The 14,022-nt window shown below is 72.1% G+C and carries 13 protein-coding genes and 3 pseudogenes; 7 read left to right on the top strand and 9 right to left on the bottom strand.

Features of this window, described 5'->3' with window-relative positions:
* The 3 genes from ABZS71_RS31260 to ABZS71_RS31250 form a co-directional block, all read right to left on the bottom strand.
* Window positions 1-250, bottom strand: a 250-nt coding sequence (locus ABZS71_RS31260; RefSeq protein ID WP_356215389.1) for an erythromycin esterase family protein, incomplete at its 3' end; no start/stop codon positions are given.
* Entirely contained in the window at window positions 247-957 is a 711-nt protein-coding gene (locus ABZS71_RS31255) for a phosphoribosyltransferase family protein (protein ID WP_356215387.1), read from the bottom strand. The genes ABZS71_RS31260 and ABZS71_RS31255, both read right to left, overlap by 4 nt.
* Window positions 958-1,098: 141 nt before the next feature.
* The gene (locus tag ABZS71_RS31250) at window positions 1,099-1,347 is read right to left on the bottom strand and encodes a tyrosine-protein phosphatase (RefSeq protein WP_356215385.1); all 249 of its coding nucleotides are present in this window, start codon (window positions 1,345-1,347) and stop codon (window positions 1,099-1,101) included.
* Window positions 1,348-1,543: 196 nt separating this feature from the next.
* Here ABZS71_RS31250 and ABZS71_RS31245 point away from each other — a divergent pair.
* A pseudogene (locus tag ABZS71_RS31245) lies at window positions 1,544-2,619 on the top strand (IS630 family transposase).
* On the opposite strand, the gene ABZS71_RS31240 reads toward ABZS71_RS31245, so the two are convergent.
* Entirely contained in the window at window positions 2,616-3,605 is a 990-nt protein-coding gene (locus ABZS71_RS31240) for a zinc-binding alcohol dehydrogenase family protein (protein WP_356215391.1), read from the bottom strand. The pseudogene ABZS71_RS31245 and the gene ABZS71_RS31240 sit on opposite strands and share 4 nt — an antisense overlap.
* 65 nt (window positions 3,606-3,670) lie before the next feature.
* Window positions 3,671-3,897, bottom strand: a pseudogene (locus tag ABZS71_RS31235) (MbtH family protein).
* A 79-nt stretch (window positions 3,898-3,976) separates the two neighbouring features.
* Here ABZS71_RS31235 and crcB (ABZS71_RS31230) point away from each other — a divergent pair.
* The 3 genes and pseudogenes from crcB (ABZS71_RS31230) to crcB (ABZS71_RS31220) all read left to right on the top strand — a co-directional run bounded on the left by crcB (ABZS71_RS31230) (window position 3,977) and on the right by crcB (ABZS71_RS31220) (window position 5,192).
* A complete protein-coding gene (gene crcB, locus ABZS71_RS31230; protein WP_355857661.1) occupies window positions 3,977-4,486 on the top strand; it encodes a fluoride efflux transporter CrcB in 510 nt (169 codons plus the stop codon).
* A pseudogene (locus ABZS71_RS31225) lies at window positions 4,483-4,903 on the top strand (DUF190 domain-containing protein). The gene crcB (ABZS71_RS31230) and the pseudogene ABZS71_RS31225 overlap by 4 nt, the downstream one beginning before the upstream one ends.
* Window positions 4,848-5,192, top strand: coding sequence for a fluoride efflux transporter CrcB (gene crcB, locus ABZS71_RS31220; protein ID WP_355857664.1), 345 nt, complete (start codon window positions 4,848-4,850; stop codon window positions 5,190-5,192). Before ABZS71_RS31225 ends, crcB (ABZS71_RS31220) begins: the two are co-directional and overlap by 56 nt.
* A gap of 140 nt (window positions 5,193-5,332) precedes the next feature.
* Here the strand turns inward: crcB (ABZS71_RS31220) and ABZS71_RS31215 are convergent, their stop codons facing one another.
* Window positions 5,333-6,265, bottom strand: coding sequence for a LysR substrate-binding domain-containing protein (locus ABZS71_RS31215; protein WP_356215382.1), 933 nt, complete (start codon window positions 6,263-6,265; stop codon window positions 5,333-5,335).
* Between the two features lie 82 nt (window positions 6,266-6,347).
* On the opposite strand from ABZS71_RS31215, the gene ABZS71_RS31210 reads away from it, so the two are divergent.
* The 3 genes from ABZS71_RS31210 to ABZS71_RS31200 are packed head-to-tail and all read left to right on the top strand — an operon-like array spanning window position 6,348 to window position 9,794.
* Entirely contained in the window at window positions 6,348-7,091 is a 744-nt protein-coding gene (locus ABZS71_RS31210; RefSeq protein WP_355857670.1) for a succinate dehydrogenase cytochrome b subunit, read from the top strand.
* A gap of 1 nt (window position 7,092) precedes the next feature.
* Window positions 7,093-9,039, top strand: coding sequence for a fumarate reductase/succinate dehydrogenase flavoprotein subunit (locus ABZS71_RS31205; RefSeq protein ID WP_356215378.1), 1,947 nt, complete (start codon window positions 7,093-7,095; stop codon window positions 9,037-9,039).
* Window positions 9,036-9,794, top strand: coding sequence for a succinate dehydrogenase/fumarate reductase iron-sulfur subunit (locus ABZS71_RS31200; RefSeq protein WP_356215376.1), 759 nt, complete (start codon window positions 9,036-9,038; stop codon window positions 9,792-9,794). The genes ABZS71_RS31205 and ABZS71_RS31200 overlap by 4 nt, the downstream gene beginning before the upstream one ends.
* On the opposite strand, the gene ABZS71_RS31195 is transcribed toward ABZS71_RS31200, so the two are convergent.
* The 3 genes from ABZS71_RS31195 to ABZS71_RS31185 all read right to left on the bottom strand — a co-directional run bounded on the left by ABZS71_RS31195 (window position 9,766) and on the right by ABZS71_RS31185 (window position 14,000).
* Window positions 9,766-11,358, bottom strand: coding sequence for a PH domain-containing protein (locus ABZS71_RS31195; protein WP_356215374.1), 1,593 nt, complete (start codon window positions 11,356-11,358; stop codon window positions 9,766-9,768). The genes ABZS71_RS31200 and ABZS71_RS31195 overlap by 29 nt on opposite strands.
* Complete coding sequence (locus ABZS71_RS31190; protein ID WP_356215372.1) at window positions 11,355-11,858, bottom strand: PH domain-containing protein; 504 nt, start codon at window positions 11,856-11,858, stop codon at window positions 11,355-11,357. Before ABZS71_RS31190 ends, ABZS71_RS31195 begins: the two co-directional genes overlap by 4 nt.
* A gap of 63 nt (window positions 11,859-11,921) precedes the next feature.
* On the bottom strand, window positions 11,922-14,000 hold the full coding sequence (locus ABZS71_RS31185; RefSeq protein WP_356215370.1) for an FUSC family protein: 2,079 nt from the start codon (window positions 13,998-14,000) through the stop codon (window positions 11,922-11,924).
* Between the last annotated feature and the right edge of the window lie 22 nt (window positions 14,001-14,022).

The following is a 14,022-nucleotide window of genomic DNA, read 5'->3' as shown; positions in this document are numbered from 1 at the left end:
CAGCTCCTTGACGTCCTTGTAGCGCAGACGCCCTGCGCAGGTGCGATGGAACTGCTGGTCCCACAGCGTCCGCAGGAAGGCGACCTGCGGCAACTAGTTCATCCAGGCCGCGGCGGGAGCCCCGCAGCGACTCCTCGGCGGTGTCGTCGCCGCGGCCCCGGACGTAGCGGTTCACCCGGTAGGCATCGGGCCAGTCCGCCTCCGCGGCCACGGCGCAGAAGCCCTTCCGCTCGATGAGCTGTCGCGTCATGCGCGCGCGGGCGGCGTAGAAGTCATGCCGTGAGACGCCTCCCCGATGAGCACGAAGTGCGCGTCGCCCACCGGGTCCAGCAGCGCGTCCCCCTGGGGCACACCGTCCTCGGTGGGGAGGGCCTCGGCCCGTACGACGACCGCGTCCGTCGCGGCCTCCGCGCCGGGCGGAACAGGTCCGGCCCTCGCGGCCGCGCGCAGGAGATCGCGGACCTCTTCGTCGGTGGTCTGGGTGAAGTCCCAGTAGGAGGCGCCGACCGCGTAGAACGGCGTGGGGGTGGTCGCGCAGACCACCTCGTCGATCATCTTCGCGAGCTCCGCGCACGTCGACTCGGGCGCGGCCGGCACCGCCACCACGATCGTGCCGGGCCGCATGCGCCGCAGGGCCTGGATGGCCGCACGGACGCTCGCGCCGGTCGCGAGGCCGTCGTCCACGAGGATGACCGTCCTGCCCTCGATGTTCGGCATGGGGCGGTCGCCGCGGTACGCACGCTCCCGCCGCCGCAGTTCCCGGCCCTCCCGTTCCGCCACCTGCCGGACCGCTTCCGAGGGGATGTTCAAGCCCCGGATGACGTCCTCGTTGAGCACCACTACTCCGCCACTGGCGATCGCCCCCATCGCCACTTCCTCGCGGCCGGGGACGCCGAGCTTGCGCACGAGCAGGACATCGAGTTCGGCGTCCAGCGCGGTGGCCACCTCGTACGCCACCGGAACCCCTCCGTGGGGCAGCCCGAGAACAAGCACGTCAGGGCGGCCTCGGTAGTGCTCCAAGAGGCCGGCAAGGACTCGGCCGGCGTCCCTTCTGTCGCGGAACAGACGATCGGACATTCCCCTGCCCTCCTGCTTCGATCATGCGCGAGCGTGAGATGTGGCGGCGCGGTGCGGTGTGGCCGCCGCTTCTTCCAGGATGCGCCCCGATGGCGCCCGCCGCACCGGTGGTGGCCGGTGCAGCGATATCAACCGAAAGTGGAGTGGGCCGGGCGAGGTGGGGCGGATATCAATGAGCCGGGCCCACCGCACCGATCGGCCGTCCTCTGCCGTGTACCCACCCAGATCACGGAAGTTATGCAGCCGGTCGAACGGTATGTGTCTGTTCATATCGCGTCACCCCATGGCCGAGGCCGCCAGGCGGGACTGAGGGGATCCGACCAGGCCCGCCACGGTCCGGGGCGCTGACTCCAGGGCGCTGCCTCCGTGCTGATGGTGCGGCGCTAGTGTCCTGCGCCAGTAGTTGATCGTTAGTTGTTGTGTGACTTCTGCTGCTGGTGCGTCAGTTCCCCGTCGGGGCCCGAAGCTGGAACCGTTGCTGCTCTTGGATGACGAGCGGGTGGTGTTGGAGCGGTGGACGCGTCGGGCGACGTCGGCCCAGGCACTGGCCCTGCGCGCACGGATTGTGCTGGCGTGCGCGGGACCGGAGGTGCCACCGATTGTCGCGGTCGCCCGGGATCTGCGGGCGGCCGCGGACACGGTCCGCAAGTGGCGGCGGCGGTTCCTCGCCGAGCGACTGGACGGGCTCGTTGACGATCCTCGGCCCGGCCGACCGCCCACCATCGGCGTTGATCAGGTGGAGGCCGTCGTGGTCACGACGCTGGAGGAAATCCCGAAGAACGCCACCCACTGGTCGCGCACGTCGATGGCGCAGCGCAGCGGCCTGTCGAAGTCGACCGTCGGCCGGATCTGGCGGAAGTTCCAGCTCAAGCCACATCTGACGGACACGTTCAAACTGTCGACGGACCCGTTGTTCGTGGAAAAGGTCTACGACGTCGTCGGCCCGTACTTCAACCCGCCCGAGGGCGCGGTGGTCCTCTCGGTGGACGAGAAGTCCCAGATCCAGGCCCTGGACCGGTCCCAGCCGGTCCTGCCGATAATGCCGGGCATGCCTGAGCGGCGGACCCACGACTACATTCGCAACGGCCTGACCACGTTGTTCGCGGCGTTCGATGTCGCCACCGGCGAGGTCATCAGCGCCCTGCACCGCCAGCACCGGGCAGCGGAGTTCAAGAAGTTCCTGATCAGGATCGACAAGGAGGTTCCCACGCATCTCCAGATCCACCTGATCTGTGACAACTACGGCACCCACAAGACCCCAGCGATCAAGGTGTGGCTGGCCAAACACCCCGGTTCCAGATGCACTTCACCCCGACCGGCTCTTCCTGGATCAATCAGGTCGAGCGGTGGTTCGGCTTTCTGGCCGACCAGATGATCCGCCGCGGCGCACACAAGAACGTCCAGGCACTCGAAGCCGACATCCGCGCGTGGGTCAAGAACTGGAACGAAGACCCCAAGCCGTTCATCTGGACAAAGACAGCCCAGGAAATCCTCGACTCCCTCGCCCGCTTCTGCCGACGGATTTCCGGCGCATCACACTAGCGCGGCATCGTCAGCACCGCGACCCCGTTCACCCGGTCCGCCGCGAGGTCGTCCAGCGCGGCGTCCGCGCGGTCGAAGGGGTACGGGGTCACCGTGGCGCGGATGCGGTGCGCGGCGGCCGTGGCCAGGAACTCCCGGCCGTCGTCACGGGTGTTGGCGGTGACGCTGCGCAGGGTGCGCTCGCGGAAGAGATGGCGTTCGTAGTGCAGGGCCGGGATGTCGGAGAGATAGATCCCCGCGATGCTCAGCGTGCCGCCGGCGTCGAGCGCCTCCAGGGCCACCGGCACCAGCTCGCCCGCCGGGGCGAAGAGGATGGCGGCGTCGAGCGGCTCGGGTGGGCGGTCGTAGGCGCCGCCCGCGGAGGCGGCGCCGAGGTGGAGGGCCAGCTCGCGGGCGGCGGCCGACCGGGTCAGTACGTGGACGACCGCGCCCTGGGCGAGGGCGACCTGCGCGGTGAGATGCGCGGAGCCGCCGAAGCCGTAGATGCCGAGCCGGCCGCCGGGCGGGAGGTCGGCGCGGCGCAGTGCGCGATAGCCGATGATCCCGGCGCACAGCAGCGGGGCGAGCTCCTCGTCGGTGTATCCGGCGGGCAGTTCGTAGGCGTACGCCGCCGGTACGGTGACGTACTCGGCGTAGCCGCCGTCCGCGTCCCAGCCGGTGTACTCGGACGACGGGCACAGGTTCTCCTGGCCGCGGACGCAGTACTTACAGCGTCCGCAAGTGCGCCGCAGCCAGGGGACGCCCACTCGCGTGCCGAGCGCGGGCCCCTGCGCCTCGGGGCCCGCCGCGACCACCTCGCCGACGACCTCGTGGCCGGGAACGACGGGGGTGCGGTGCGGGGGCAGATCGCCGTCGCGTACGTGCAGATCGGTACGGCACACCCCGCAGGCCCGGACCCGGACCAGCAGCTCGTCGGCCGCCGGCCGGGGCACCGGGAGCTCCACCTGCTCGATCCGGCCGGGCGTACGGACCACCCAGGCCCGCATCACCGAAGGAAGGTCAGCGCTCGCACCCGTCACGCGGCCAACATAGCCCCGTGGCGGCGCCCGCGTCAGGAGCCGGCGCCGTCCATGGCGGTGAGGAGGCTCCGCGGCTGCATATCGGTCCAGTCTCGTCGAGGTGGTCCAGGCACACCTGGCGCTCGTCCTCGCCGTGGGCGACCGTCCAGCCCGCGGGGACCTGGGCGAAGGACGGCCACAGGGAGTGCCGGCCCTCGTCGTTGACGAGTACGACATAGCGGCCGTCGGGGTTATCGGCCTGGTCGAAGGGGTTGCTCATGAACGCGTCCTCCTCGCTTCCGGTCGGCGCCGTCAGCCTCGCCGTACCGGCCGGATCATCACGACGTAGTCTGAGCCCCATGGGCAGCTCACGGTCGAAGGCGGTGGACGAGCCCATCGACCCCGACATCGGCCCGCCCGCGCCCGCTCGGCCCGGCGCCTGGCACGGGCAGGGTCCGGTGGTAGGCGTGGTGGCGGTCGGCGGCGGGATCGGGGCGGCCGCCCGCTATGGCGCGTCGCTGCTGTGGCCGACCCCGGCAGGCGCGTTCCCGTGGACGACGCTGCTGGTGAACGCCGTCGGCTGCGCGCTCATCGGCGTCTTCCTGGTGCTGATCAGCGAGGTGTGGGCGGCCCATCGGCTGGTCCGGCCTTTCTTCGGCACCGGTGTGCTGGGCGGGTTCACCACCTTCTCGACGTACGCCGTGGACTTCGAGCGCCTCGTCGACGAGGGCCACGCCGCCAGCGGCCTGGCCTACCTGGCGGGGACGCTGCTGGCGGCGCTGGCGGCGGTATGGGCCGCGGTCGTGGCGACCCGGCGCGCGATCGGCGCGTACAGCCGGTACGGCCGGTACGGCGGGAGCACCCGGTGAGCGGCGAGGCCGCGCTGCGGCTGACCGTGTTCGTCGGCGAGAGCGACACCTGGCACCGCAAACCGCTGTTCGCCGAGATCGTGCACCGCGCCCATCGGACGGGGCTCGCGGGCGCGAGCGTGTTCCGCGGCGTCGAGGGCTACGGCTCCACCTCCCTGATCCACACCTCGCGGCTGCTGTCGCTCAGCGAGGATCTGCCCATTGCCGTTGTGATCATTGATACGGAGGAGCGGGTGCGGTCCTTCCTGCCCGAACTGGAGGAGATCGTGGGAGGCGACGGCCTGGTGGTGGTCGACCCGGTCGAGATCATCCGCTACCCGGGCCGGGCCCGGTGAACTGGCTGCTGGTGATCGTGGGCGGCATGGTCGGCGCCCCGCTGCGCTATCTGACCGACCGCGCGGTGCAGGCCAGACATGACGCGCTGTTCCCCTGGGGCACCTTCGCGGTCAATGTCACGGGCTGTCTGGTGCTGGGGCTGCTGACCGGCGCGGCGGCCGAGGGGGCCGCCTCCTCCCAGCTCCAGCTGCTGCTCGGCACCGGGCTGTGCGGGGCGCTGACCACGTACTCGACCTTCTCGTACGAGACGCTGCGGCTGGCCGAGGAGGGCGCCCGGATGTTCGCCGTCGCGAACGTGGTGGCGAGTGTGGCCGCCGGGCTCGGCGCCGCCTTCACCGGCACGGCGCTGGCCCGGGCGCTGTGGGGCTGACCCGAGGCCCGGAAAGCCCCGGAAGGCCCCCGGCACCCGGCACCCATCCGGGGAGCCCCGGAAAGCCCCCGGTACCCGGCCCGGGAGCCCTGGGAAGCCCGCAGGACCCGGCCGGGGAAACCCCTCAGCCCGCCGCCTCCTCAAGACAGCAGCCGTGTGCTCGGTGGCAGACCGAACTCCCCCGCCGCCTCCGACCGCAGATGCTCCAGCAGCACCCGGCGCAGCTCGCGCGCGGCCCGGGGCGGGGCGACGTCCTTGCGGTGCGCGACGGCGATGGTGCGCTGCATCTCATGGCCCGCGAAGGGCGTGATCCGCAGCCCGGACCGGGCCGCCACCATCCCCGGCAGCACGGCGACGCCGAGCCCGGCCCTGACGAACCCGAGCACCGCGTCCATCTCGCCGCCCTCGACCGTGAAGGTCGGCTCGAACCCGGCGGCCCGGCAGGCCGCCGTGGTGAATTCCCGCAGGTCATAGCCGCGCCGAAACATCACCATCGGCCGGTCCCGCAGATCCTCGACCCGGATCCGGCGGCGCCGTGTGGGCGGCGGGGACGCGGGCGAGGAGGCCACCACCAGCTCCTCGCGCAGCAGCTCGGTGGCGGCGAGGGCCGGGGCCTGGCCCGGCAGCGGGGTGATGATCAGCGCGAGGTCCAGCTCCCCGGCCGCCAGGGTCCGTACGAGGTCCTGTGAGCCGCCCTCGTCCACGAGCAGCTCGATGCCGGGGAACGCGTCATGGAAGCGGCGCAGCACATCGGGGACGAAGCTGGCGCACAGGCTCGGCGTGGCGCCCAGCCGCACCCGGCCGCGCCGCAACTGGGCGACCTCCTGGACCTCGCGGTGCGCGGTCTCGGTGTCGGCGAGGATCTGCCGGGCCAGCGGAAGCAGCGCCTCCCCCGCCTCGGTGAGCGCGATATTGCCGCGCGCCCGGTGGAAGAGATCGGCGCCCAGCTCCCGCTCCAGCGCCCTGATCTGCTGGGACAGCGAGGGCTGGGCGACATGCAGCAGCTCGGCGGCGCGGGTGAAGTGCCGGGTGTCCGCGACGGTGGCGAAATAGCGCAGCTGCTGTAGGCGCATGCAGCGATGATAGCCCCTGGCTATGGAATCCAGGCGGAGCATGTCTTGGACTAATCGCCCGGCCCTGCCTAGCGTCGCTCGTATGGCACTGGCGACACGGACGGACACGGACCACCACCGGCCCGACCAGAAGCGGAAGCCGCCGCGGAAGCCGTCCCTCATCGGCTCGCTGTGGCGGTCGACCATCGGCAAGAAAGCGGCGATGGCCGTCACCGGGCTGATCATGCTGGGCTATCTGGCGGCCCATATGTTCGGCAATCTGAAGATCTTCTTCGGCCCGGGGGAGTTCAACGGCTACGCGCACTGGCTGCGCACCATCGGCGAGCCCGCACTGCACTACGAGTGGTTCCTGTGGCTGGTCCGGGTCGCGCTGGTGGCCTCCGTCGTCCTGCACGGCGTGGCCGCGTACCAGCTCAGCCGCCGGGATCTGGCCGCCCGCCCGCGCGGCTACGCCCATCGGCGGCAGCGGGCGAGCTACGCGACCCGCACCATGCGCTGGGGTGGGGTGATCCTCGGCCTGTTCATCGTCTGGCACATCCTCGATCTGACGACGCTCACGGTGAACGAGCGCGCCGAGGCCGGCCACCCCTACGAGAATGTCGTGGCGACCTTCTCCACCTGGTACGGCAACACCGTCTACATCGTGGCGATGCTCGCCCTCGGCCTGCATATCCGGCATGGCTTCTGGAGCGCCGCCCAGACCCTCGGCGCGGGCCGCCCGCGCCGCGACAAGGTCCTCAAGGTCGCCGCGAACGCCCTGGCCACCCTCCTGACCTGTGGCTTCCTCGCCGTGCCCGTCGGCGTGATGAGCGGAGTTGTGAGCTGATATGAACGCGTACACCGACTACCTCACCGGTGAGCCGATCGCCGACACCAAGGCCCCGGACGGCCCGATCGAGGAGCGCTGGGACCGCCGCCGCTTCGAGGCGAAGCTGGTCAACCCGGCCAACCGCCGCAAGTACACCGTCATCGTCGTCGGCACGGGCCTGGCGGGCGGCGCGGCCGGGGCGACGCTCGCCGAGCAGGGCTACCACGTGGTGCAGTTCTGCTACCAGGACTCCCCGCGCCGGGCGCATTCGATCGCCGCCCAGGGCGGGATCAACGCCGCCAAGAACTACCGCAACGACGGCGACTCCATCCGCCGGCTCTTCTACGACACGGTCAAGGGCGGCGACTTCCGCGCCCGCGAGTCCAATGTCCACCGGCTGGCCCAGATCTCGGTGGAGATCATCGACCAGTGTGTGGCGCAGGGCGTGCCGTTCGCCCGTGAGTACGGCGGGCTGCTGGACACCCGCTCGTTCGGCGGTGTCCAGGTCTCCCGCACCTTCTACGCCCGCGGCCAGACCGGTCAGCAGCTGCTGCTCGGCGCGTATCAGGCGCTGTCGCGGCAGATCGCCGCGGGCAACGTCGAGATGCACGCCCGCACCGAGATGCTCGACCTGATCGTCATCGACGGACGGGCGCGCGGCATCGTGGCCCGCGATCTGATCACGGGCCAGGTCTCCACCTACTTCGCCGACGCCGTGGTGCTCGCCTCCGGCGGCTACGGCAATGTCTTCTACCTCTCGACGAACGCCAAGAACTCCAACGCCACCGCGATCTGGCGGGCCCACCGGCGCGGTGCGTACTTCGCCAACCCCTGCTTCACCCAGATCCACCCCACCTGCATCCCGCGCTCCGGCGAGCACCAGTCCAAGCTGACCCTGATGAGCGAGTCGCTGCGCAACGACGGCCGCATCTGGGTGCCCAGGACGAAGGGCGACACCCGCCCGCCCGCCGAGATCCCCGAGGACGAGCGCGACTACTACCTGGAGCGGATCTATCCGTCCTTCGGCAATCTGGTGCCGCGCGACATCGCCTCCCGCGCCGCGAAGAACGTCTGCGACGAGGGGCGCGGGGTCGGCCCCGGCGGGCAGGGCGTCTATCTGGACTTCGCCGACGCCATCGCCCGCATGGGCCGCAAGGCGGTCGAGGAGAAGTACGGCAACCTCTTCGAGATGTACGAGCGGATCACCGCCGAGGATCCGTACCGGGTGCCGATGCGCATCTATCCCGCCATCCACTACACGATGGGCGGGCTGTGGGTCGACTACGACCTGCAGACCAGCGTGCCCGGCCTGTTCGCGATCGGCGAGGCCAACTTCTCCGACCACGGCGCCAACCGGCTCGGCGCCTCCGCCCTGATGCAGGGCCTGGCCGACGGCTATTTCGTCCTCCCCTCCACCATCAACGACTACCTCGCCCGCCATCCGCACGACGAGGTCGACCCCGGCCACCCGGCGGTCACCGAGGCGGTCGTCGGCGTGACCGACCGGCTGCGCCGGCTGCTGGAGAACGACGGCGACCGCACCCCCGACTCCTTCCACCGCGAACTCGGCGAGCTGCTGTGGGACCAGTGCGGTATGGCCCGTACATCCGAGGGCCTGCGCAAGGCGCTGGACCGCATCCCGTCGCTGCGCGAGGAGTTCTGGCGCCGGATCAAGGTGCCGGGCACCGGCGAGGAGCTCAACCAGTCGCTGGAGAAGGCGAACCGCGTCGTCGACTATCTGGAGCTCGCCGAGCTGATGTGCCTGGACGCGCTCCACCGCGCCGAGTCCTGCGGCGGCCACTTCCGCGAGGAGAGCCAGACCCCCGACGGCGAGGCGGCCCGCGATGACGGGGGCTTCTCGTACGCGGCGGCTTGGGAGTTCACCGGTACCGGCAGCGCGCCCGTCCTGCACCGCGAAGACCTGGTCTTCACGTACGTCCACCCCACCCAGCGGAGTTACGCATGAGGCTCACCCTGCGGATCTGGCGCCAGCGCGGCCCCGAGGAGCCGGGCGCGCTGACCACGTACGAGGTCGACGGCATCTCGCCCGAGATGTCCTTCCTGGAGATGCTCGACACGCTCAACGAGGAGCTGATCCTGCGCGGCGAGGAGCCCGTCGCCTTCGACCACGACTGCCGCGAGGGGATCTGCGGTGCGTGCGGCATGGTGATCAACGGGCAGGCGCACGGGCCCGAGCGGACCACCACCTGTCAGCTCCATATGCGCCACTTCTCGGACGGCGACACGATCGACGTCGAGCCGTGGCGGGCCGCCGCCTTCCCCGTCGTCAAGGATCTGGTCGTGGACCGCTCGGCGTTCGACCGGATCATCGGCTCGGGCGGCTTCATCTCCGCCCCGACCGGCAGCGCCCCGGACGCACACGCCACCCCGGTGCCCAAGCCGGTCGCCGACACCGCCTTCGAGCACGCCGAGTGCATCGGATGCGGGGCCTGCGTGGCGGCCTGCCCCAATGGCTCGGCGATGCTCTTCACCTCGGCGAAGGTGGTCCATCTGAACGTGCTGCCGCAGGGGCAGCCCGAGCGCGAGTCCCGGGTGCTGGACATGGTCGGCGCGATGGACGCCGAGGCCTTCGGCGGCTGTACGAACACCGGCGAATGCGCCGTGGCCTGCCCGAAGGGCATCCCGTTGCAGAGCATTTCGATGATGAACCGCGAGTTCCTCCGGGCAAGCGTCAAGGGCGGCGGCCGGCGGGGCGAGTGAGCGGTGCCCCGGCCGAGCGGTCCGTCAGGAACTCGTCCATGATCCCCGGGGCCGCCGCGGACGCGAAGGGGACCGCGTCCTCGGCCGCCATATCGGGCATGCGGTAGCCCTCGTGGCCCGCGGCGACCGCCGCCGTCACCGTGGTGACGCCGGCGCGCCGGGACAGCGGGTTGTCGGTGAAGCTCCAGGCGAGGACGGCGTCGCGCTCCAGGGCGACCGTGTCCCGGCTGAAGGTGCCGGAGCGGATGAGGAGATGGCGGTCGGTCAGGCCGTGGCCGAGCGCGCGGTACGCGTCGCGGGCGAGGACGTGGACGACGGGGGTCGCGACGAGCACGTAACCCACCGCGCAGTACAGCAGGACGGGCGTCAGCAGCGCCCCGAGCACGGCGAGGACGACGGCGCCCGGCAGGACGGCCCACAGCAGACCGCGGGTGACGCGGCGGCGGAGGGCGGCGCGGGGGTGCGGGGCCAACGCGGGGTGCTCGAAGGGCGTTTTTGCCGGCTCGCCGGGCGTGGCGAGCACCCCCGTCGCCACCCGTAGGGCCTCCGCGCGGGGGGCGGGCGGGAGGATTCCACTGCGCTTGCAGTTCTCCTCACGGTTGCCGAGGCCGCCCGCGACGGCGCGCACGGTCGCGCCGCCGCCCATCCGCAGCAGCAGCGGCTCCCGTAGGACGGCGCCGCGCAGCCGGGAGCGTTCGAAGGAGACCGAGCGGGTGGTGAGCAGTCCGCGGCGGATCCGCAAGGTGGTCGCGTCCGACCACTCCAGGCGGTACTTCCACCAGTTCTCGGCGTACAGCACGACCGCTCCGGCGCTGCCGACGGCGGCGATCCCGAGCAGGGCCAGCGGGACGGTGAGCCACAGCACGCTGCCGCCGAACTCCTCGAAGGCGTGGCGGACGAAGCCGATCCGCCAGGGCTCGATGCCCAGATCGTTCAGCACCCGCCAGACGGAGCCGAGGACGGCGAAGACGCCGCCGAAGATCCAGAAGGTGAGCGGGGCGTAGCGCAGCCAGCGGGGGTCGGCGGTGGCGAGCACCGGTTCACCGGCGGCGTCGCCGGACCCGGCGCGGGCGAGCAGTTCGGCGCGCAGCCGCTCGGCGGCGGGGCGGGTGAGGGCTTCGAGGGTGAGTCCGCTGTGGTCGCCGCCGGAGCCGGCGGCGGTGGTGGTGCCCGCGCGCAGGACCGTCAGGCCGAAGAGCCGCTGGACGGGATGGGCGGTCAGATCGACGGTGCGGATGCGGTGCAGCGGGATGGCGCGCAGCCGGCGGGTGAAGAGTCCGGTGCGCAGCTCGAAGGAGTCGGCGGTCACCCGGTAGCGGGTGCGCCACCAGCGCAGCAGCCCGGCGCCGGTGATGACGGCGAAGGTGGCGGTGACGACGGCGAGGGTGATCCAGGCACGGGCGTCGAGCCGGCCATGGGTGGCCAGGGCGGTGAGGGCGAGGGAGCCGAGCGGGGCCGCCATCCAGCCGCAGTGGACGGCGAGGGTGCGCGGGTCGAGGGAGCGCCAGTCCTCGTCCTCCGCGGGCGCGGCCCGTACGGCCCGTACGGGCTCGGGGGCGGTCACGCGGCATCACCGGGCACCAGCTGGGCGGCCTCGCCGATGCGCCGCGAGAGCTCCTCCGCGTCGGCGTCCGACAGTCCGGCGATACGGATGTCGCCCGCCGTGGAGGCGGTGGTGACGGTGACGGTGGCGAGCCCGAAGGCCCGCTGTATCGGACCGCGTACGGTGTCGACGGTCTGGACGCGGGAGAGCGGGGCGATGCGCCGCGTCCGCCAGAACCAGCCGCCGGCCGCGTAGACCGCGCGCTCCCCCAACTCCCAGGCGTGCACCCGGTAGCGCCATCGCGGCATGCACCACAGATAGCCGAGCGCGGGCGCCACCAGGGTGATCAGCAGCAGCGGCCCCAGCCAGGGCAGCGCGCCGGGGAAGAAGAGCAGCGAGAGGACCAGCAGGGCGGTGGCGGTCAGCAGCGCCGGGCCGCTGAAGACGACCAGCGCCTGAACGGTCCACCAGCGGCGGGCCCGTGGATCGACTCGGTGGCGCGGCGGCCTGAGTTCTGGCATGGCGGTTCCCCGTAAGTTCTCACGTCAGCTGTATGGAACGGGAGCCACGCTATAGGGATCCCGTCAGCGGGGCTTCTTGGTGCGCGCCAGCGCCTCGGCCAGATCGTCGAGCGACTCCACCAGCAGCTCGGCGCCGCGCACCCCCACCCCCGGATGGTCTCCGGCCCGGGCCTGCCAGCGTGCCAGCGACTCCTGTACGAGGGTCCAGTCCGGCGGCCGCCGCTCCCGTACCGCCTCGGCCGCCTTCGGTACCGCGGCCCGCAGGGCCGCGGCGAAGTCCTCGGCCTCCTTGGACGGGGGCGCCGCGCGGTCCGGCAGATGCGCCTCCAGCAGCATCGTGACCCGCCCCGTCGTGGACAGCGCCGTCTGCGCCGCCTGTGCCGCGCGGCGGGACAGTCCGCGGTGCCTGACGGGCTCCCGCTGGGCCCGCAACTCCAGCTGCTCGTAGTCCGCCCGCGCCGCCCGCGCGTCCAGCAGCGCCTCCCGCACCTGGCGGGGGCGGCGGTCGGCGGGGCGGGCGTGGGCGTCGAAGACGGCGATGGCGTAACGGCCGTTGGTGGTCAGCCAGTCGGCCAGCCGGTCGCGCAGCAGCGGTGTCTCCCAGGCGGGGAAGACCACGTACGCGGCCATCGCCAGCACCCCGCCCAGCAGCGTCAGCGCCAGCCGTGCCTGCACGGTCTGGCCGACCGCCTCGCCCGCGATGTCGAGAAGGAAGACGACATACGCGGTCACACACGCGGAGGCCACGATGAAGCCGGTGCGCATCACCAGATACATCACCGCGGCGCACAGCACCGCCAGCGCGGCGCTCGCATACGGGCCGGGATCGGCCAGCGCCGTCACCGTGCCGCCGATCAGGACGCCCGCGAGTGTCCCGATGAAGCGGGCGACGCCGCGCGAGAAGGTCTGGCCGAAGTCCGGCCGCAGGACCATCACAGAGGTCAGCGGCGCCCAGTAGCCATGGCCCCACGGCAGCGCGCCGGCCAGCAGATAGCCGCTGGTGGCGACCACGCTGAGGCGCACCGCGTGCCGCAGCACCCGTGAGGACCAGCGCATCTCGCGGCGCAGGGCGCGCAGCGCCGCGCGCAGCATGCCCGCGACGGTGGGGCGCGGCAGATAGCGGCGGCCCTTGCCGCCCTCGGCGGTCACGGCCTCCACCGGTTCGTCCGAGGACTCGACGACGTCGGTGACGACCGCCATGAGCCGCAGCGCGGCGCGGCGGGCCGGGCCGTTCAGCATCGGCCCGGTCGGGGGCACCTCCAGCACCGCCATCGCCTCAGGGGGCAGCCGCACCGGTTTGCCCCGGCGGATCGCGTGGGCCACCGCGTCCAGCACGGTGGCCGTCGCGCCGAGCAGCTCACGGGCCCGGTCGCGCTCCGGCCCCTCGGGCGCGGCGCCGACCACGGGGTCGGCGAGCGACGCGAGCACCGGCCGGATCCGCTCGGCCAGCAGCCGGTAGCCGCGCAGCTGGCGGGGGCGGCGCCGGGCCTGGCGGGGCGTCAGCGCGGCGGCGCTGCGGGCGTCCATCAGCGGCTTCGGGTCGAAGGGCGCGATGGGGTCGTGGCGCAGCCTGCGCGCGTAGTCGGCCACGGCGGCGAGCGCGTCCGCGAGGGCGTCGCGCTGGGCGCCCCACGGCCGTACCGGGAAGAGCACGATGAGCGCGGCCTGCACCACCCCGCCGAGCCCGATCAGCGCGGCGTGCTCGAGGGCGCCGAGCACGGAGGTCGGGAGGGTGACCGTGACCAGCATCACCGCGACCATCTGGGTCGAGACCAGCCCGGAGACCGGGCCGATCGCCCAGGACATGCCCGTCAGCAGGGTCCATACGGCGAGCATGAGGACGAAGGTGACTGTGTGGGCGGCGGCCAGATAGCCGAGGAACGTGGACACCGCGAGCAGCGCGGCGGCGGCCAGCGCCAGCGCGGGGCGCGGCCGCCAACTGCGCTGAAACGTGGCGATTCCGGCGGAGAACGCGCCGAAGGCGGAGGACACGGCGAGCGTCGGCGACCCCAGCCACAGGGTCAGGCCGATCACGATCGCCACACCACACGCACCGCGGAGCGCGACGAGCGGGTCCAGCCTGGTGCGCTCGATCGTCAGCCCGGTGCGAGTGCTCTCCTTCAACGCGTGCGACCAGGTCATACGGCGAGACTACGGCCTTGAT

The sequence above is a fragment of the Streptomyces sp. NPDC005393 genome (assembly GCF_040606675.1).
In the GTDB taxonomy this organism is placed as follows: domain Bacteria; phylum Actinomycetota; class Actinomycetes; order Streptomycetales; family Streptomycetaceae; genus Streptomyces.
Note: the sequence above shows the minus strand (reverse complement) of the source record. Positions and strands in the feature narration are given on the sequence as shown.

Bases quoted from the DNA above. Each gene is read 5' to 3' on its own strand.
- ABZS71_RS31250 (WP_356215385.1), bottom strand. From the start codon at position 1,347: ATGAACAGACACATACCGTTCGACCGGCTGCATAACTTCCGTGATCTG.
- ABZS71_RS31240 (WP_356215391.1), bottom strand. From the start codon at position 3,605: ATGCGGGCCTGGGTGGTCCGTACGCCCGGCCGGATCGAGCAGGTGGAG.
- ABZS71_RS31215 (WP_356215382.1), bottom strand. From the start codon at position 6,265: ATGCGCCTACAGCAGCTGCGCTATTTCGCCACCGTCGCGGACACCCGG.
- ABZS71_RS31210 (WP_355857670.1), top strand. From the start codon at position 6,348: ATGGCACTGGCGACACGGACGGACACGGACCACCACCGGCCCGACCAG.
- ABZS71_RS31205 (WP_356215378.1), top strand. From the start codon at position 7,093: ATGAACGCGTACACCGACTACCTCACCGGTGAGCCGATCGCCGACACC.
- ABZS71_RS31190 (WP_356215372.1), bottom strand. From the start codon at position 11,858: ATGCCAGAACTCAGGCCGCCGCGCCACCGAGTCGATCCACGGGCCCGC.
- crcB (WP_355857661.1), top strand. From the start codon at position 3,977: ATGGGCAGCTCACGGTCGAAGGCGGTGGACGAGCCCATCGACCCCGAC.
- ABZS71_RS31185 (WP_356215370.1), bottom strand. From the start codon at position 14,000: ATGACCTGGTCGCACGCGTTGAAGGAGAGCACTCGCACCGGGCTGACG.
- crcB (WP_355857664.1), top strand. From the start codon at position 4,848: ATGGTCGGCGCCCCGCTGCGCTATCTGACCGACCGCGCGGTGCAGGCC.
- ABZS71_RS31200 (WP_356215376.1), top strand. From the start codon at position 9,036: ATGAGGCTCACCCTGCGGATCTGGCGCCAGCGCGGCCCCGAGGAGCCG.